Raw genomic sequence first — 18632 nt, 5'->3', positions numbered from 1 at the left:
TCGAATGTTATAATATCACATTCCACCTCATGGTCACGATGGAATGACGCAATATGTTACATAATAAAAAGGGCACAATTTTCGCCCTGACTGCTTTATCTGTTTCAGCTTTGTTAACCCTTCCTGCCCAGGCGAATGTCGTGGCTTCACTCAAACCGGTAGGTTTTATCGCCGCAGCTATTGCTGATGGCGTTACACCGGTCGAGGTGCTGCTGCCAGACGGCGCGTCCGAACACGATTATGCCCTGCGGCCATCTGATGCAAAACGCTTAAAAAACGCGGACTTAGTTGTCTGGGTCGGGCCAGAAATGGAAGCCTTTATGGCAAAGTCTGCGGCTGAACTTCCGGCTCAAAAAAACCTCGCGATGGTGAACATCGACGGGGTAAAACCGTTATTGATTAGTGGTGGTGAAGATGAAGATGAACATGCAGCGGAAAAATCCGAAGATCAGGATGCTGAAGCCCATCATCACCATCACGGCGAGTTTAATATGCACCTGTGGTTGTCGCCAGAGATTGCGCGCAAAACCGCGGTTGCAATCCATGGAAAATTATTGGAACTTATGCCGCAAGATAAAGCCAAACTTGACGCCAACCTCCAGCAGTTTGAGGTAGCTTTGGCGGACACGGACAAACGCGTCAGCGCACAACTTGCTCCGGTCAGAAATAAAGGATATTTCGTTTTTCACGACGCTTACACGTACTTTGAAAAGCACTACGGTCTCTCGCCCGCCGGGCATTTTACCGTCAATCCTGAAATTCAACCGGGCGCTCAGCGTTTACACCAGATACGAACACAGTTGGTTGAGCAAAAGGCGGTCTGCGTCTTTGCTGAGCCACAATTCAGGCCAGCAGTCATCGATGCTGTCTCCCGCGGAACACAGGTGCGTAAAGGCACGCTTGATCCCCTGGGCACGGACATCAGCTTAGCCAAAGACAGCTATGTGAAATTCCTCTCACAACTGTCGAGCCAGTATGAAAGCTGCCTGAATGGAGCATGAGGAATAGGTAAAAGTGCAGCAGATAGCCCGCTCTGTCGCCCTCGCATTTAATAATTTGCCGCGCCCCCACCGCGTAATGCTGGGTTCTTTAACTGTAGTCACTCTGGCCGTCGCTGTCTGGCGGCCCTACGTTTATCATCCCACGGATGATGTGACGCCCATCGTTAAGAACATTGAACTGGATAAGAACACGCTTCGCACGCTGTTGCCGGAAGCCAGTGAGCCGATCGATCAAAGCACACCGGAACCGGACGAAGAGCTGCCTGCGGATGATGTCGACACCGACGCGCCCGAAACGGCAGGGGTGCATGACTACACCGTGTCATCTGGCGATACCCTGAGCAGTGCCCTTAATCAGTATGGCATCGACATCGGTGACATTAATGCGCTGGTGGTGAGCGATCGCGATCTGCGTAATCTGCAGGTCGGTCAGCAGCTTAGCTGGACGCTGGATGATGATGGCGGCCTGAAAACCCTGAGCTGGGAAATTTCCCGCCGTGAAACCCGCACCTATGAGCGCACCCCAGCGGGTGGCTTTAAGATGGATGCGGAGATGCAGAAGGGCGAATGGCGCAACAGCGTAATGCAGGGCGAAGTGCGTGGCAGTTTTGCCGCCAGCGCCCAGCGTGCAGGACTGAGCAGTGCCGAAGCCAGCGCGGTGATCAAAGCGATGCAGTGGCAGATGGACTTCCGTAAGCTGCGTGCCGGTGACCAGTTCAGCGTGCTGATGTCACGCGAAATGCTGGATGGTAAGAGTGCGCAGAGTCAGTTGCTGGGCGTGCGCCTGCGCAGCGGCGGTAAAGATTATTACGCATTCCGCGCGGAAGATGGCAAGTTCTACGATCGCAGCGGCTCGGGTCTGGCACGCGGCTTTATGCGCTTCCCGACGGTTAAGCAGTATCGTGTCTCTTCCAACTTTAATCCGCGTCGTCTTAACCCGGTAACCGGCCGCATTGCGCCGCACAAAGGCGTCGACTTTGCGCTGCCAATCGGTACGCCGGTGCTGGCAGTCGGTGATGGTGAGATTGTGGTAGCGAAGAACGGCGGAGCCGCGGGTAACTACGTCGCTATCCGCCATGGCCGTCAGTATATGACGCGCTATATGCACATGAAGAAAGTGCTGGTGAAACCAGGTCAGAAAGTGAAACGCGGCGACCGCATCGGACTGTCTGGCAACACCGGGCGCTCCACTGGCCCGCATCTGCATTTCGAAATCTGGATCAATAACCAGGCGGTTAACCCATTAACGGCGAAGCTGCCGCGCATGGAAGGTCTGACCGGCAAAGATCGCAGCGATTACATGGCACAGGTTAAATCCTGGCTGCCCCAGCTGGGTCTGAAGTAAGCGAATTTCGTCAAATCGCGCAAAAACCGACGGCTTCTCCGTCGGTTTTTTGCTATCTGGCGCAGGATGATTGCAAATTTTCAGGTCGTCACTATCATAAGCCGGTCATTGCTTGAGGCGAGTGCATGGAAACCCGTAAAAAAAATAACATTGAATTTATTCCCGTTTTTGAACGTTCTTTTCTCAAACCTAAGTACTGGGGCAGCTGGCTGGCAATAGGTGCGCTGGCGGGTCTGGCTTATTTACCGCCGAAAGTGCGCGATCCGCTGCTGGGCCGGTTAGGCCGGTTTGCCGGTAAGCTGGCAAAGGGCGCACGTCGCCGCGCGCTGATTAATCTCTATTATTGCCTGCCGGAACTCAGTGAAGCGCAGCGCGCCACGCTGGTCGATGAGATGTTTGCGACAGCGCCGCAGGCGATGACAATGATGACCGAGCTGGTGCTGCGCGATCCTGCGCGCATCCGGCAGCGCGTTGAGTGGCATGGTCGTGAAATCATCGACCAGATGAAAGCTGAGCAGCAGAATGTGATTTTCCTGGTGCCACACGGCTGGGCGGTGGATATTCCCGCCATGCTGCTGGCGTCAGAAGGCCAGAAGATGGCGGCCATGTTCCACAACCAGAGCGACCCGCTGCTGGACTATGCCTGGAACACGGCCCGTCGCCGCTATGGCGGCCGGATGCATGCCCGCAATGACGGGATTAAGCCGTTTATCAGTTCAGTACGTCAGGGTTACTGGGGCTACTATCTGCCCGATCAGGATCACGGTGCCGAGCACAGCGAATTTGTCGATTTCTTCGCTACCTATAAGGCGACGTTGCCTGCGGTAGGCCGGCTGATGAAGGTGTGTCGTGCCCGCGTGGTGCCGTTGTTCCCGGTTTATAACAGTGAAACGCATAAGCTTGAGATTTATGTGCGTCCGCCGATGGATGACCTGCTGGAGGCAGACGATCACCAGCTGGCTCGCCGGATGAATGAAGAGGTGGAAGTGTTTGTTCGCCCGCATCCAGAGCAGTACACGTGGATCCTCAAGCTGCTGAAGACCCGTAAAGAGGGTGACATCGAACCCTATTCGCGCAAAGAGCTTTATCCACGTAAATAGCAGTAAGGCCGCGAAAGCGGCCTTTTTTGATCCTGACGTTTGCGCCAGTCAACTGTGAAACGGAGCACGCTTAGGGCACAGTGTCAGATCGCAGATAACTGGCTCAGGGAGCATACGGCCTACGCAAAGACGCAAAACCACCATCCATGGCCCGCGATGCTTTGCTACAGGCGCATGCTCGCATCGCTTTGACTATGGTAGCCGTCTGAGAAAAGCGATTATGCAGGTTTTTTATAACGCTTCCAGCCTGCTGCGACGTTTACGCTCGCGCATAAACAGGGTGACGAGACCAAACCATAACACGCCACTGATAAAGTTGATCAGACAGAACCACAACGTGCCGCCGCTGAAGTAGCCACTTTTCGCCAGCTCAATCCCCACCGCCAGCGTCAGAATGCTAATCATTCCCAGCATGGCCGCCACGCTGCCTTTGCCTTCATCGCTGGCGTAGAGCGTCAGGCGATAGAGTCCGGCATTCACCATTCCCGCACCAAAAGCGTAGAGACTCAGGCCTGCCGTAATCAGCAGATAACCGTGACTGTTGAGCAGGCTTGCCACCAACGCCAGGCTCAGACCAATCAGAATCGGCCAGGCGGCGAACTTCACCGGCTGTTCAATCGGCACGCGTCCGGCCAGCTTACTCAGCGTCAGGTTACCGGCGATCATCGCCAGAAACACCGGCAATTGCAGCAGGGCATACTGCATGCGAGAAAGACCTTCGTCATGCATCAGGATCACCGGCGACAGAGCAACCCAGGTGAGGATCGGAATAAACACCAGTCCGATAGCAAAAGATCCGAACATCACCAGACGGTCTTTCATTAGTCGGCCATAGTTGCGCGCCAGATTGGGCAGGGCAATGGAGTGACTGCGATCGCCGGCGGTTTCAGGCATCACACGCCACAACACCACAAACGCAACGAGGCTGCAGGCGGCAAACAGCCAGAACATACTGCGCCAGCTGCCCACGGTGAGCCAGGCGGCACCGGCCAATGGGCCTGCCAGCGGAGCCATCAGCGCGACGTTGGCCATCAGCGCCATTATGCGCACCGCCAGCGCCTCATCAAAGGCTTCCTGAATCGCGGCATAGCCGACTGCGCCAATAAAGCAGAGACTGATGCCCTGAATAAAGCGCAGGCTGACAAATTCTTCAATCGAACTGACCCAGTGCGTGAGCATACAGGCGACGGCAAAAAACAGAATGCCGGACAGCATCACGGGTCGCCGGCCAAACTTATCGGAGAGTGGACCCAGCAGCCATTGCAGCACCACGCCACCAATCAGGTAAGCGGTCAGCGATGTAGAAACCCATTCCGGGCCAACAGAAAACTCGCTGGTGACGATCAGCATGCCGGGCTGAATCATGTCGTGAGCGATATAGGTCGCAAACTCGAACAGCACTAACGCCAGAGGAAAAAGTAAAATTCGGCCTGTAAGCTGGCTGATGGGCTGGAAACGGGGCATCTTGCCTCCTTGTCAGAAAAGAAAAACGCGACTGCCAGGCAGTCGCGTCGTTGATTCTACACCGACAATGTCAACGCGGGCGCAATTAATCCACGCGCAGCACACGAGTCGTATTGGTGGTGCCGGTGGCGCCCATTACATCACCCTGCGTCACGATGACCAGATCACCGGAAACCAGGAAACCTTTATCGCGCAGCAGATTAACCGCGTCGTGTGCGGCCGCGACACCGTCGTTGTTACTGTCGAAGAACACCGGCGTCACACCGCGATAGAGCGCGGTAAGATTCAGCGTGCGCTCATGGCGCGACATCGCAAAAATCGGCAGGCCCGACGTGATACGTGAGGTCATCAGTGGAGTACGGCCCGACTCGGTCATGGTGATGATCGCGGTGACGCCCTGCAGATGGTTTGCGGCGTACATGGAAGACATGGCGATCGCTTCTTCGACGTTGTCGAACTGCACATCCAGACGGTGCTTGGAGACGTTGACGCTCGGGATTTTCTCCGCGCCCAGGCAGACTTTCGCCATCGCTGAGACGGTTTCCGCTGGATACTGACCCGCTGCGGTTTCCGCAGAGAGCATCACAGCATCGGTGCCATCCAGTACGGCGTTAGCCACGTCCATCACTTCTGCGCGAGTTGGCATCGGGTTCGTGATCATCGACTCCATCATCTGCGTCGCCGTAATGATGGTGCGGTTAAGCTGACGGGCACGACGAATCAATGCTTTCTGAATGCCGACCAGTTCCGGATCGCCAATCTCAACGCCCAGGTCGCCACGCGCAACCATCACCACGTCTGAGGCCAGAATGATGTCATCCATCGCTTCCTGACTGGCGACCGCTTCGGCACGTTCCACTTTAGCGACCAGCTTAGCGTCACAACCCGCTTCACGCGCCAGACGACGCGCCAGGTTCATATCTTCGCCACAGCGTGGGAAGGAGACAGCCAGATAATCGACGCGGATCTTAGCGGCGGTGATGATGTCTGCCTTGTCTTTTTCGGTCAGCGCTTCAGCTGACAGGCCGCCACCCAGCTTGTTAATGCCTTTGTTGTTCGACAGCGGGCCACCCACGGTGACCTCGGTGAAGACTTTCGTATCCTGAACTTCCAGCACCTTCAGCTGCACGCGACCATCATCCAGCAGCAGGATATCGCCCGGCACCACATCTTCAGGCAGACCTTTGTAGTCGATACCGACGCGCTCTTTATCGCCTTCGCCTTTACCCAGGCTCGCATCCAGCAGAAAACGGTCGCCAATATTCAGGAAAACTTTGCCTTCTTTGAAGGTCGAAACACGAATTTTTGGACCCTGGAGGTCACCAAGAATAGCCACGTGGCGGCCCAGCTTTGCGGCAATCTCACGCACTTTATCGGCACGTAGCTGATGGTCTTCTGCGGTGCCGTGAGAGAAGTTGAGTCGTACAACATTCGCACCGGCAGCGATGATTTTTTCGAGGTTATTATCACGATCGGTAGCCGGGCCGAGGGTTGTTACGATTTTGGTTCTTCTGAGACGTCTTGACATCGAGGACTCCGTAAACATTTAAGCGTGTCCGGGTCTGTGGACACAGCATGGTTATCTATTCTATATGATCGACGGGTTGTGATACGACTCACATTGTAAATGTGATGTTAATTTTTTTGCTGATCACTCTCTTCCCGAATGGTGTTCTTTTCGTAACGCGACGCTTTCAACGCCTCTTTCACGCGTTTCAGGTTTTCCCGGAAGGGAGCTCCCCGTTCCAGGGTAAAACCGGTCGCCAGCACATCGATCACGGTTAACTGCGCCAGGCGCGACACCATCGGCAAATAGACATCCGTATCTTCCGGTACATCAAGCACTAAAGCTATCGCTGCTTCATGGGCAAGGGGTGAATCGGGAGAGGTGATGGCAATAACGGTGGAACCGTTTACACGGGCCAGGCGAGCCAGTTCTACCATATTTTTTGTGCGTCCAGTATGCGAAATGAGAACAAAAACGTCACCGGCTCGACTATTTATGCAACTCATGCGCTGGATCACAATATCGTCCGACCAGATTACCGGCAGATTAAAGCGCAGAAATTTGGTAAAGGCATCATGCGCCACGACTGCGGACGCTCCCAGCCCGAAAAAGGCGAGTTTGTCGGCCTGCGCAAGCAGGGTGACGGCCTGCTGCAGCTGCGTGCTGTTTAGTTGATCCCGCACCCGCTGCAGTCCAGCCAGCGCCGAGTCGAAGATCTTGTGGCTGTAGTTCTCCACACTGTCGTCATCCTCCACGCCCCGGCTGACCCAACTGCTGCTTTTCACCAGACTCTGCGCCAGTTGCAGTTTAAAGTCAGGAAAGCCGCGTGCGCCAAGGTGATGGCAGAAGCGATTTACGGTGGGCTCACTCACGCCGGCAACGCCTGCCAGCGTCGCAATGCTGGAGTGCATTGCCGCCTGGGGTGTAGCCAGAATCTGCCGGGCGACTTTCTGTTCCGCTTTGCTCAGCGCAACAAACTGCGCTTCAATTTTTTCCAGCATATTCATAAGCCGATAACCATTATCACTTTTATCAATTTCAATTATCACTGTCGCAGGAGGCGATTAACAGCGACTATATCGCGCCAGCACCCGGCGAGCGCAACGGCTGACAAGCCGATAGCGCTTTTTTTTGGGATACTTTGACCGATGCCAGATTTTCCTGACACCAGCAGACACAGAAAAAACCGGCAATCCGCACGTGTCATCACACGCGCTCAGCGTATCCGGTACAGAGTTAATGCGGTTGACCCGGCGAGTCGGTTTACCTGGCGCGGGGAAAAAAGTACATTGTGCTGAAAGAAAATAATAACCTGGACCCGGTGGCAGAGGATGCATCACCACCGGACTATCCTGCAACGAGGAGAGGAAAATGGCGGTAACACAAACAGCCCAGGCATGCGATCTGGTGATTTTCGGTGCCAAAGGCGATCTTGCACGCCGTAAACTGTTGCCTTCACTGTACCAGTTAGAGAAAGCGGGTCAGATCCACGAGGAAACCCGCATTATTGGTGTCGGCCGTGCCGAGTGGGACAAAGCGGAATACACCAAAGTGGTACGTGAAGCGCTGGAAACCTTCATGAAGGAGAAGATTGACGAAGCGCTGTGGGACAAACTCAGCAATCGTCTCGACTTCTGCAACCTCGATGTTAATGACACCACGCACTTCCCGAAACTGGGCAAGATGCTGGACCAGAAAAACCGCACCACCATTAACTACTTCGCGATGCCGCCGAGCACCTTTGGCGCGATCTGTCAGGGACTGGGCACCGCGAAGCTGAATGCGAAACCGGCGCGTGTCGTGATGGAGAAGCCGCTGGGTACCTCACTGGAAACCTCGCAGGAGATCAACGACAGCGTTGGTGAATACTTCGATGAGAGCCAGGTGTTCCGTATCGACCACTATCTCGGCAAAGAGACCGTGCTTAACCTGCTGGCGCTGCGCTTTGCGAACTCTATCTTCGTGAACAACTGGGATAACCGCACCATCGACCACGTGCAGATCACGGTGGCCGAAGAGGTGGGTATCGAAGGCCGCTGGGGTTATTTCGATAAAGCGGGTCAGATGCGTGACATGATTCAGAACCACCTTTTGCAGATTCTGACCATGATCGCCATGTCGCCGCCGTCCGATCTTAGCGCCGACAGCATCCGTGACGAAAAAGTTAAAGTGCTGCGCTCGCTGCGCCGCATCGACCAGACCAACGTGCGTGAGAAAACCGTACGCGGTCAGTACACTTCGGGCTTTGTACAGGGTAAAAAAGTGCCAGGCTACCTGGAAGAAGAGGGTGCCAATAAAACGAGCGCTACGGAGACTTTCGTCGCAATTCGTGTCGATATCGACAACTGGCGCTGGGCAGGCGTGCCGTTCTACCTGCGTACCGGCAAGCGTTTACCGACCAAGTGTTCCGAAGTCGTGGTCTACTTTAAAAACCCTGAGATGAACCTGTTCAAAGATTCCTACTCAGAGCTGCCGCAGAACAAGCTGACCATTCGTCTGCAACCGGACGAGGGCGTGGATATCGAGATCCTGAACAAAGTGCCAGGTCTCGATCACAAGCACAAGCTGCAGACCACCAAGCTGGATCTGAGCTACTCCGAGACGTTCAACCAGTCGCACCTTGCCGATGCTTACGAGCGTCTGCTGCTGGAGAGTATGCGCGGTATCCAGGCGCTGTTTGTGCGTCGCGATGAAGTTGAAGCCGCATGGACCTATGTCGATTCCATTATTGAAGCCTGGGCGGCGGATGGTGACTCTTCCAAGCCGTATCAGGCCGGCACCTGGGGCCCGGTAGCCTCGGTGGCGATGATCACCCGCGATGGCCGCTCATGGAACGAGTTTGAATAACTGAAGTGACGATGAAGCCCGTAACGCGGTGGTGAGATGGGTGATTATATCAGCCCGGGCTGTTGTAAGACTGTGACTGCGAAAGGAACACGGTCAGATCGGAAAGGCGCTTGAGCCAATCCCTGGCCGCTCGGCCCGCGCCGTCCATGGCGCGGGACGCTTTCCTCCTCTGCCCGTGTTCCCTGCGCCTTAAACTAAGACATTGCGGCCAGGCAAATACGAAACCTGGTTTCATCTGCAGTTACAGCCCGCAATGCGGGCTTTTTTTTCGCTTTTAAACCGGGCCAGCGGATACGAATAAAACTGAACTGCTGTTTCAAAATCGGTGCAGGAGGATAGACGCTCAGGAAGCGGATCATGTATGGTAGTGACGCAAATTACAGGGCAGGAGCCGATGCTCCATGACCGGGCCACAATCCCGGTGTTATCAAGCAAGGGGAACTGATGAAAAACTGGAAAACGAGTGCTGAACAGATTCTGACCACCGGACCTGTCGTGCCGGTCATCGTGGTGAACAAACTGGAACACGCTGTGCCGATGGCGAAAGCGCTGGTGGCAGGCGGTGTCAGAGTGCTGGAAGTGACGCTGCGCACGCCCGTAGCGATGGATGCACTGCGTGCGATGATCAAAGAAGTGCCGGATGCGATCGTCGGGGCAGGAACGGTGATTAATCCGCAGCAGTTACAGGAAGTGACCGATGCCGGTGCGCAGTTTGTTATCAGTCCTGGCGTAACAGAATCGCTGCTGAAAGCGGCGGTTGAAGGGCCGGTTCCGTTGATTCCGGGCATCAGCACCGTTTCAGAGTTAATGACCGGTATGGACTATGGTCTGCGCGAGTTTAAGTTTTTCCCGGCAGAAGCGAATGGCGGCGTGAAAGCGCTGCAGGCGATTGGCGGACCTTTTCCGCAGGTACGTTTCTGTCCGACCGGCGGCATCTCTCCCGCCAACTACCGTGACTACCTGGCGCTGAAAAGCGTGCTGTGCATCGGCGGCTCCTGGCTGGTACCCAACGACGCCCTGGAAGCGGGCGACTGGGATCGCATCACCCGCCTGGCACGCGAAGCTGTCGAAGGCGCGAAGTAAGTAATGGCGGTGAGCGTCTGCTCACCGCACAAATTTACCCCTGAACCGTAACCGCCGCTGCGCTGGCCACTGCACGCGCAATCGCCTGCGTGGTGCTGTCACCGCTGGCCAGCGCAACGCCAAGACGACGCTGCCCGCTGATCTCCGGCTTCCCGAACAGCCGCAGCTGCAGACCGGCCCCCAGTGCTGCTTCGACATTCACAAACTGCACATTCTGGCTGGTCAGTTGCGGCAGGATAACGGCAGATGCCGATGGACCATACTGACGAATCCCGCCAATCGGCAGACCCAGGAATGCCCGCACGTGCAGCGCAAACTCTGACAAATCCTGTGAAATCAGCGTCACCATGCCGGTATCATGAGGACGAGGTGATACTTCACTGAACACCACCTCATCACCGCAGACAAACAGCTCAACGCCAAACAGGCCATAGCCGCCCAGCGCCTTCACCACCTGCGCGGCAACATCCTGCGCTCGCTGCAGCGCCAGTTCACTCATCTGCTGTGGCTGCCAGGATTCACGATAATCGCCATCCTCCTGACGGTGACCAATCGGCGCACAGAAGTGAATCCCGTCGACCGCGCTGATGGTCAGCAGGGTGATCTCAAAATCGAAGTTAACAACGCCTTCGACGATGACGCGACCGGCACCGGCGCGGCCACCCTGTTGCGCATAATCCCAGGCTTTCTCAAGCTGACTGACGTCGCGGATAAAGCTCTGACCTTTGCCGGATGAACTCATCACCGGCTTTACAATGCACGGGAAGCCGATTTCGGTTGTGGCTTCATCAAAACGCGCTTTGCTGTCGGCAAAGCGATAGCTTGAGGTCGGCAACGACAGCTCTTCAGCCGCAAGGCGACGAATGCCTTCACGATTCATAGTCAGCTTTGCGGCGCGGGCGGTCGGAACCACGCGCTGGCCCTGCTGCTCCAGCTCAACCAGTGTATCTGTAGCGATGGCTTCAATTTCCGGCACCACAAAGTCTGGCTTCTCTTCGGCAATCAGCGCAGCCAGCGCTGCGCCATCCAGCATATTAATCACATGACTGCGATGGGCGACATGCATCGCCGGGGCATCGGCGTAACGATCAACTGCGATGACTTCCACACCCAGACGCTGACACTCCAGCGCCACCTCTTTACCCAGTTCACCTGAACCCAATAGCATTACGCGCGTCGCCGCCGGACGCAGCGCTGTTCCGAGAGTCGTCATACATTCCTCTAAGCAGTCAAAATTCGCGCGCAAGTATAAACGAAAACGTTTGCGTTCTCATCTTTCGTCCATACGACACCGCCGTTTGCCGTACTTTTCCCGCTCTGACGTTTCCTGACATCCTTTTGGTCAGGATAGCGGGCTGACATCTCAAAAAGGAGTGGATGATGAACAACTGGTTGCAACAGATTCAGTCGGTACTGACTAAGAAGGGCGGTGAAAGCAAATCGGGCAGCGGCTTAAGTGACATGCTGGCGCCGGGTGCGCTGGGCGGTCTGGCCGCAATGCTTGTCTCCAGTAAGTCTTCACGCAAACTGCTGACAAAATATGGCGGTAAAGCGCTGATTATTGGTGGTGGTGCGACCGCAGGAGCGTTGCTGTGGAACAAATACAAGCAGCGGGTCAGCGAAGCGCACCAGAATGAACCTGACTTTGGCGTGGCCCAGACGCCAGTCGATCAGCGCGCTGAACGTCTGGTCACGGCGCTGGTGTTTGCCGCTAAAAGTGACGGACACATCGACGATCAGGAGCGGGCAGCTATTGAGCAGAATATTCATCAGTCCGGTTACGGCCAGGATGCAGAGCAGCTCATTCAGAAAGCGATGAACCGCCCGCTGGATCCGCAGTGGCTGGCCGCCGATGTGAAAAATGAGGAAGAGGCGCTGGAGCTTTACTTCCTGAGCTGTGCCGCTATTGACGTCGATCACTTTATGGAACGCAGCTATCTCTCCGCGCTGGGCGACGCGCTGAAAATTCCTCAGGATGTGCGTGACGGCATCCAGCAGGATCTGGAGGCTGAAAAAGCCCGTCTGCCCGCCGGTTAATCCTTTCAAACGTCCGCTGGCAGGTCACAGAACGTGATTCGTCAGCGGCAGCTTCTCTCGTCATACCTGGCTTCCCACGGCTGAAGTGTTACGCTTACAGATCATTACGTTCACGGAGACGGATGGATGAAAGCACCCATCGCAAAAAAAATTCCCCATGAGATGACGCTGCATGGTGAGACGCGCGTTGACGACTACTACTGGCTGCGCGACGACAAACGCGAAAACAGCGAGGTTCTTGATTACCTGCGTGCCGAAAACAATTACGGCAAAAAAATCATGTCATCGCAGCAGCCGCTGCAGGACCAGGTTTTAAAAGAGATTATCGATCGACTGCCGCCGGAAGATCACTCTGTGCCCTATGTGAAAAACGGTTATCGCTATCAGAGCCGCTATCAGAGTGGTAACGAATATCCGGCTTATTACCGTCAACCGGCAGCAAGCGAGGAGTCTGGCGAGTGGAGCCTGCTGCTGGATGCTAACCAGCGCGCCTCGCACAGCGATTTTTACACGATGGGCGCGCTGCACATCAGCCCCGATAACCGGGTGATGGCGCTGGCCGAAGATTTCCTGTCGCGACGCCAGTACGGCATCCGGTTCCGCAACCTGGAGAGTGGCAGCTGGTATCCTGAAGTGCTGAGTAACGCCTCATCCAGCTTCGCCTGGGGCAACGACTCGCGCACGATCTACTATGTGCGGAAACATCCGCAGACGCTGCTCTCTTATCAGGTGTGGCGACATGAACTGGGGATGCCGCAGTCGGAGGACAAGCTCGTCTACGAAGAGCAGGATGACACTTACCATCTCAGCGTGCACAAGAGCACCTCTAAGCAGTTCATCATGATTGCGCTCTACAGCACCAACACCAGTGAAATTCAGCTTATCGATGCGAACTTCCCCGATGCGCAGCCACATGTCTTTCTGCCGCGCCGTCGCGACCATGAATACAGCATCGACCATTACGATCATCAGTTCTTCATTCGCTCAAACCGCGAAGGCAAAAACTTCGGTCTCTACCGCAGCCGCTATCTGGACGAGTCACGCTGGGAAACACTCATCCCGGCGCGGGAACAGGTGGTGATGGAGGATTTCCAGCTATTCCGCGACTGGCTGGTGGTTGAGGAGCGCCAGCGCGGTTTAACCAGCCTGCGTCAGATTAACTGGGCCAGCGGCGAAACCAGCGGCATCGCCTTTGACGATCCGACCTATGTGACCTGGCTGGCCTATAATCCGACGCCGCGTACCAGCAAACTGCGCTACGGCTATTCGTCGATGACCACGCCGACCACGCTGTTTGAACTGGATATGGATACCGGCGAACGCCGCATCCTGAAGCAGAGCCAGGTTAAAGGCTTTAACGCGGAAGATTACAAAAGTGAGCACCACTGGATTAAAGTCAGCGATGGCACTGAAGTGCCGGTGTCGCTGGTCTATCACCGCAAACATTATCAGCCCGGTCAGAACCCGATGCTGGTCTATGGCTATGGTGCCTACGGCAGCAGCATGGATGCCGATTTTAGCGTCAGCCGTCTGAGCTTGCTGGATCGCGGCTTTGTCTATGCGCTGATACAGGTGCGCGGCGGCGGTGAGCTGGGGCAGCAATGGTATGACGGCGGTCGCCTGCTGAACAAAATGAACAGCTTTACCGACTTTATTGATGTCACGGATGCGCTGGTGGCGCGCGGCATCGGCCACCCGGAACGGCTCTATGCGATGGGGGGCAGTGCAGGCGGCCTGCTGATGGGTGGCGTGATTAATCTGGCGCCTCAGCGGTTCCACGGCGTCGTGGCGCAGGTGCCGTTTGTGGATGTGGTCACCACCATGCTGGATGAGTCAATTCCGCTGACCACGGGTGAATATGACGAGTGGGGTAACCCCAACGATCCGGAATATTACTACTACATCCGCCAGTACAGCCCCTATGACAACATTGAGGCGAAAACGTATCCCCACCTGCTGGTCACGACCGGCCTGCATGACTCACAGGTGCAGTACTGGGAACCGGCCAAGTGGGTGGCGAAGCTGAGAGCGATGAAAACCGATAACAACCTGCTGCTGCTCTGCACCGATATGGATTCCGGTCACGGCGGGAAGTCGGGGCGTTACAAAGCCTACGAGGGCATCGCGATGGAGTACACCTTCCTGCTCGGACTGGCACAGGGTACCCTGCCGCCAGCTCAGGACTACTGAGACTCCGACAGGTACTTATTCAGCGCCTGCCGTAATGGCGGGCGCAGATCGCTAACATTATTCAGCACCCACTTCAGGTAGCTCGGATCCTTTCTCGCAATCACTGCAATCGCCTGGCCGCGGTATTTGCCGAACGGCAGAATATCGTCGCGCTGGGCCGCTGGTTGTGAACGCACAATCATCTCGGAGGCCCCCCAGCCGGAGACCTCCATAATGCGAATCAGCAGCGCCGCTGTGACATAGCAGTCATAGAGTGCGCGGTGGGCATGCAGGTCAGCAGGCGGCGTCACATCCAGCTTCAGCGAATGACGCAGTGCCTGGTTGCCATATTTAATGCCCGGCCAGAGCTGGCGCGCCAGCTGCATGGTGCAGATCCATTCACCGTACATCTCCGGCAGCATCCGGCGATCAAAGCTGGCGTTATGCGCCACGTAGAAAGCACTGCCGTAATAGCGCGGGATCGCCTCTTCAATCGTCGGTTTACCGGCGACCATCGCTTCGGTGATGCGATGCACCGCCATCGCCTGACGGCTGATAGGGCGGTCGGGCAGGGTGAGATCGCTCATCGGATTCACAATCTGACCGTTGACCACATCCACGGACGCGACTTCCACCACGCCGCCCTGCAGACCGCAGGTTTCGGTATCGATAACGCGAAACATCATTGCTTCATCTTCGGTTCATAAGGAAGGCGCGACAGGCTGAGTGACGCCTGGCGGTATTGCATCAGACGCTGACGAAACCAGTCACGCAGCGCTTCGGGCTGCTCCTGCGCCACCATTTCGGCGACGACCGGCATGTTATAGCGCTCTTTGAACGCCACGCCCGCTGCCGCCAAATCGACATTGATCTTGTCTTTCTCTTCCTGGGACAGCACGGCAAGGTTATGGCTCATAATATTCTCCTGACGATAGCCGGCAAAAGTAATGTTTTCGGCGGTCTGAATCAAGGATAAGGATCGCATCGCTGGCCTCGACAGTGCAAATGCAGCAGCGTATCCTTTTGCCACGTTTTTCGCCCTGGCGGCGGTTAAAAGGATGATATTATGCAGAAAAAACCCATTTCCCGCATGGTTATTGCGCTGGCGACAGCAGGACTGATGGCATTCAGCTCGCTGGCCGCCGCGCATGCGCATCTCCAGACTTCTATCCCGTCAGCCAAAGCGCAGGTGACGACATCCCCCGATGCGCTGACGCTGAACTTCAGTGAAGATATTGAAGCGGCCTTCAGCGGCGTTACGTTGCTGGACAGTGAACAGAAGCCGGTCGCGACCGCCAAAGCCCGCGTTGAGTCTGACCAGAAAAATCGCCTGATTGTCGGTCTTCCTCAGCCGCTGAAAGCGGGGAGTTATCAGGTTAACTGGCATGTGCTGTCAGTGGATGGACATAAAACTGCAGGAAGCTATCGCTTCAGCGTGAAGTAACCCGGTGAACACCTTCTGGATCCTGCTGCGCGGACTGCATTTCGCTGCCGTGATGCTGCTGACCGGCAGCGCCTGTTACAGCGCGCTGCTGGCACCCAGACGCTATCGACTCCTGCTGGCGTTACGGTTAAACCCGCTGGTGAAGGGGAGCGCCTGGCTGGCGCTGCTGAGTGCGCTATTGATGCTGGCCTGTCAGAATGTGCTGATGAGCGGCGACAGTACCAATCTGGCCGATACCGACATCTGGCTGGCGGTGCTCGGCACACATTTTGGTGCGGTGTGGCAGTGGGAAATCATTTTCGGCGTCATGGGCATTTTCGCGCTATTACTGACCGGAAAGCTGCGCCAGCAGGTGTTACTGCTGGCAGGCGTGCTGCAACTGTCCTGCATGGCCCTGATTGGTCACGCCGCAATGCGCGATGGAGTGCCCGGTCTGCTTCAGCAGATCAGCCAGGCAATGCATCTGATTGCGGCGGCGTTTTGGGTGGGGGGATTATTGCCCTTGCTGCTGTTGATGCGCGAGGCGCGCCAGATTGATCGCCGCACGGACGCGATTCGTACCATGATGCGGTTTTCGCGCTACGGTCATCTGGCGGTGGCGTTAACGCTGCTGAGCGGCGTGATAAACAGCGTGATGATCGCAGGCTGGCCACTGATGTGGCACGATTCACGCTACATTATATTGTTGCTGTGCAAAATGCTGCTGGTTGCCCTGATGGTGCTGGTGGCGCTGATTAACCGGTACTGGCTGGTGCCGCGTTTCCGCCTGGCGGGCAGCGGCACGCAGCAAAAATTTATTCGCATGACGCAGCTTGAACTGCTGCTGGCGTGTGGAGTGGTTGGGCTGGTGAGCGTATTTGCCACGCTGTCGCCAGCCTGAATGTGGTTTAAGAGAGAAAAGGGTAGTTATGTTGCTGAAGAAAGTGATCCCCGCAATCCTGTTGTTATCCGTATGCGGCCAGGCGCTGGCGACACAAATCATTACCGTCAGCCGCTTTGAGATCGGTAAAGAGAAGTGGCCGTTTAACCGTGAAGAGGTGATGCTGACCTGCGAGAAAGATGGAGCAATGTTTGCCATCAACCCGAGCACACTGATGCAATATCCGCTGAACGACATCGCCGACCAGCTGTTCAAAAACAAGCAGGTGAAAGCGCAGCCGATCAGCGTGATTCAGGCCGAAGACAAAGCGCATCCGGGCCAGATGATGAGCCTGCAGCCGATTATTGAGCGCACCCAGGCGCTGTGCGGTAAATAAACCTCTCGGGTGCAGCCTCGCGCTGCGCCCAATCTCCGATTTTTTGCCGTTGCGATCACAAACTGATCCACTTTATGGCCCTGATCCCCGCGTTTGCTGGCATTTCCACCGCGCTGTTCTAACCTTAAATTGCAAGGCGACATCGCCTTCATAAATGCCAACTTTTAGCGCACGGCTCCCTGAGAGCCATTTCCCTGGACCGAATATAGGAATCGTATTCGGTCTTTTTTTGGTTGGCATTTAAAAACAGTAACTTACAATATAATCAATCAGTTAAACCCGATCGTGTTACCTTCTGTTCTACTCTGCTGGACTCTGTGCCGCCACTTTGTCGCCATTTTTCTTCGCCATCAACGCCAGCGGATTGCAGCGAATTGCATCTTCAAGATGGTCGGGCGCGAAGTGCGCATAACGCATCGTCACCCTGATGTCGGAATGCCCGAGAATACGCTGCAGAACGATGATATTTCCTCCGGCCATCATAAAGTGGCTGGCAAAGCTATGGCGCAGTACATGGCTCATCTGGCCTTCGGGTAATTCAATACCGGCCAGGCGAATGACCCGATAAAACTGGCGATAGCACTCTGCAAAAAAACGGCCCTCTTTGTTTTTCAATTCGTTATACAGGGCGTTGTCGATGGGTACCGAGCGGTTCTTTTTGCCTTTGGTATTGATGAAAGTGATTTTGTTTGGAGACAATTGTGAGGCTTTAAGATTCGCGGCTTCACTCCACCGGCACCCGGTTGAAAGGCAGATTTTGATAATCAGCGTCAGATCGGGGTTATCGTGAACTTTGCAGGCGGCAAAAAGCTTTTGTATCTGGGTTTCAGTCAACCATGCCATTTCTTTCTCTGGCTGATCAAACTCCCGTATATTTTTAAGTGGGTTGGGGTAGCTGATTTCGCCAAGCCGTTCCAGCTCATTGAAAAGAGCGCGAAGGAATGCATGTTCACAGTTAATGGTACCCGGTGAGACCTTTAACGATTTATCACTGGTTTTGTATCCGTTCTGTATGAGGCCCTGTAAACGCCGATCCCGATAATGTGCCCAATCCTTCGAAGTGATAGAGGCAGCAACGGGGTTTCCCATGCCATTGCAAATAATATTGAGTTTGCCGAGTCGGCCTTTTCTGTCACTTAGCGAGCAACCGTGCAGTTTGTACCATAGTTCGATAAGTTCGCTAAGCTTGCGGTTATCCTCTTTCTCAGCCAGCCAGGGTTTAGCCTTCATTTCGTCCTGAGTGTATTGCTCAAAGGCAATGGCTTCGGCACGGGTCCTGAACTGTCGTCTCACTCGTTTACCATCCCTTCCATTGAGATAGCACTCGCAGAGCCACTTACCTGTATTTAATTTCCTTATTGCCATGCAGTCCCCCTTGA

The 18632-nt window shown here is 55.4% G+C and carries 17 protein-coding genes; 10 read left to right on the top strand and 7 right to left on the bottom strand.

What is annotated here, in order from left to right:
* Window positions 1–53 precede the first annotated feature (53 nt).
* The 3 genes from znuA (at window position 54) to lpxM (ending at window position 3446) form a co-directional block, all read left to right on the top strand.
* Window positions 54–1001, top strand: a complete 948-nt coding sequence (znuA, locus tag N1689_RS07180; RefSeq protein WP_095707041.1) for a zinc ABC transporter substrate-binding protein ZnuA — start codon at window positions 54–56, stop codon at window positions 999–1001.
* Window positions 1002–1014: 13 nt separating this feature from the next.
* The gene (mepM, locus tag N1689_RS07175; protein ID WP_161733122.1) at window positions 1015–2346 is read left to right on the top strand and encodes a murein DD-endopeptidase MepM; all 1332 of its coding nucleotides are present in this window, start codon (window positions 1015–1017) and stop codon (window positions 2344–2346) included.
* A 125-nt stretch (window positions 2347–2471) separates the two neighbouring features.
* Window positions 2472–3446 carry a lauroyl-Kdo(2)-lipid IV(A) myristoyltransferase gene (lpxM, locus tag N1689_RS07170; RefSeq protein ID WP_222925376.1) on the top strand — a complete coding sequence of 325 codons (975 nt, stop codon included), beginning with the start codon at window positions 2472–2474 and terminating at the stop codon, window positions 3444–3446.
* 231 nt (window positions 3447–3677) lie between these two features.
* On the opposite strand, the gene N1689_RS07165 is transcribed toward lpxM, so the two are convergent.
* From N1689_RS07165 to N1689_RS07155, 3 genes are all read right to left on the bottom strand, one after another.
* Window positions 3678–4910: an MFS transporter gene (locus tag N1689_RS07165; RefSeq protein ID WP_260058385.1), complete on the bottom strand. Its 1233-nt coding sequence runs from the start codon at window positions 4908–4910 to the stop codon at window positions 3678–3680.
* Window positions 4911–4995: 85 nt separating this feature from the next.
* Window positions 4996–6438, bottom strand: coding sequence for a pyruvate kinase (gene pyk / locus N1689_RS07160; RefSeq protein WP_161733116.1), 1443 nt, complete (start codon window positions 6436–6438; stop codon window positions 4996–4998).
* Window positions 6439–6545: 107 nt separating this feature from the next.
* Complete coding sequence (locus N1689_RS07155) at window positions 6546–7424, bottom strand: MurR/RpiR family transcriptional regulator (RefSeq protein ID WP_260058384.1); 879 nt, start codon at window positions 7422–7424, stop codon at window positions 6546–6548.
* A 364-nt stretch (window positions 7425–7788) separates the two neighbouring features.
* Between N1689_RS07155 and zwf the strand changes: the two genes are divergently transcribed.
* Both zwf and N1689_RS07145 read left to right on the top strand, forming a co-directional pair.
* Window positions 7789–9264, top strand: coding sequence for a glucose-6-phosphate dehydrogenase (gene zwf / locus N1689_RS07150; protein WP_260058383.1), 1476 nt, complete (start codon window positions 7789–7791; stop codon window positions 9262–9264).
* A gap of 444 nt (window positions 9265–9708) precedes the next feature.
* Window positions 9709–10347, top strand: coding sequence for a bifunctional 4-hydroxy-2-oxoglutarate aldolase/2-dehydro-3-deoxy-phosphogluconate aldolase (locus tag N1689_RS07145; protein WP_010258674.1), 639 nt, complete (start codon window positions 9709–9711; stop codon window positions 10345–10347).
* A gap of 34 nt (window positions 10348–10381) precedes the next feature.
* Here the strand turns inward: N1689_RS07145 and purT are convergent, their stop codons facing one another.
* Window positions 10382–11560: a formate-dependent phosphoribosylglycinamide formyltransferase gene (gene purT / locus N1689_RS07140; RefSeq protein WP_253418893.1), complete on the bottom strand. Its 1179-nt coding sequence runs from the start codon at window positions 11558–11560 to the stop codon at window positions 10382–10384.
* Between the two features lie 167 nt (window positions 11561–11727).
* Here purT and N1689_RS07135 point away from each other — a divergent pair, with 167 nt between their 5' ends.
* Both N1689_RS07135 and N1689_RS07130 read left to right on the top strand, forming a co-directional pair.
* A complete protein-coding gene (locus tag N1689_RS07135; RefSeq protein WP_161733188.1) occupies window positions 11728–12384 on the top strand; it encodes a tellurite resistance TerB family protein in 657 nt (218 codons plus the stop codon).
* A gap of 126 nt (window positions 12385–12510) precedes the next feature.
* Complete coding sequence (locus N1689_RS07130; RefSeq protein WP_260058382.1) at window positions 12511–14574, top strand: prolyl oligopeptidase family serine peptidase; 2064 nt, start codon at window positions 12511–12513, stop codon at window positions 14572–14574.
* On the opposite strand, the gene exoX is transcribed toward N1689_RS07130, so the two are convergent.
* Both exoX and N1689_RS07120 read right to left on the bottom strand, forming a co-directional pair.
* Entirely contained in the window at window positions 14568–15236 is a 669-nt protein-coding gene (exoX, locus tag N1689_RS07125) for an exodeoxyribonuclease X (RefSeq protein WP_161733186.1), read from the bottom strand. The two genes, N1689_RS07130 and exoX, sit on opposite strands and share 7 nt — an antisense overlap.
* The gene (locus tag N1689_RS07120) at window positions 15236–15469 is read right to left on the bottom strand and encodes a DNA polymerase III subunit theta (protein WP_033733020.1); all 234 of its coding nucleotides are present in this window, start codon (window positions 15467–15469) and stop codon (window positions 15236–15238) included. The genes exoX and N1689_RS07120 overlap by 1 nt, the downstream gene beginning before the upstream one ends.
* A gap of 150 nt (window positions 15470–15619) precedes the next feature.
* Here N1689_RS07120 and copC point away from each other — a divergent pair, with 150 nt between their 5' ends.
* The 3 genes from copC to N1689_RS07105 are packed head-to-tail and all read left to right on the top strand — an operon-like array spanning window position 15620 to window position 17253.
* Window positions 15620–15997 carry a copper homeostasis periplasmic binding protein CopC gene (gene copC, locus N1689_RS07115; protein WP_161733109.1) on the top strand — a complete coding sequence of 126 codons (378 nt, stop codon included), beginning with the start codon at window positions 15620–15622 and terminating at the stop codon, window positions 15995–15997.
* A 4-nt stretch (window positions 15998–16001) separates the two neighbouring features.
* Window positions 16002–16877 carry a copper homeostasis membrane protein CopD gene (gene copD, locus N1689_RS07110; protein WP_161733107.1) on the top strand — a complete coding sequence of 292 codons (876 nt, stop codon included), beginning with the start codon at window positions 16002–16004 and terminating at the stop codon, window positions 16875–16877.
* Between the two features lie 28 nt (window positions 16878–16905).
* Window positions 16906–17253, top strand: a complete 348-nt coding sequence (locus N1689_RS07105) for a YebY family protein (RefSeq protein ID WP_161733105.1) — start codon at window positions 16906–16908, stop codon at window positions 17251–17253.
* Between the two features lie 300 nt (window positions 17254–17553).
* On the opposite strand, the gene N1689_RS07100 is transcribed toward N1689_RS07105, so the two are convergent.
* Window positions 17554–18618, bottom strand: a complete 1065-nt coding sequence (locus N1689_RS07100; protein ID WP_260058381.1) for a tyrosine-type recombinase/integrase — start codon at window positions 18616–18618, stop codon at window positions 17554–17556.
* Window positions 18619–18632 lie beyond the last annotated feature (14 nt).

The organism is Pantoea sp. XY16, assembly GCF_025153065.1.
In the GTDB taxonomy this organism is placed as follows: domain Bacteria; phylum Pseudomonadota; class Gammaproteobacteria; order Enterobacterales; family Enterobacteriaceae; genus Pantoea; species Pantoea alfalfae.
This window is presented reverse-complemented; position numbering and strand designations above follow the sequence as displayed.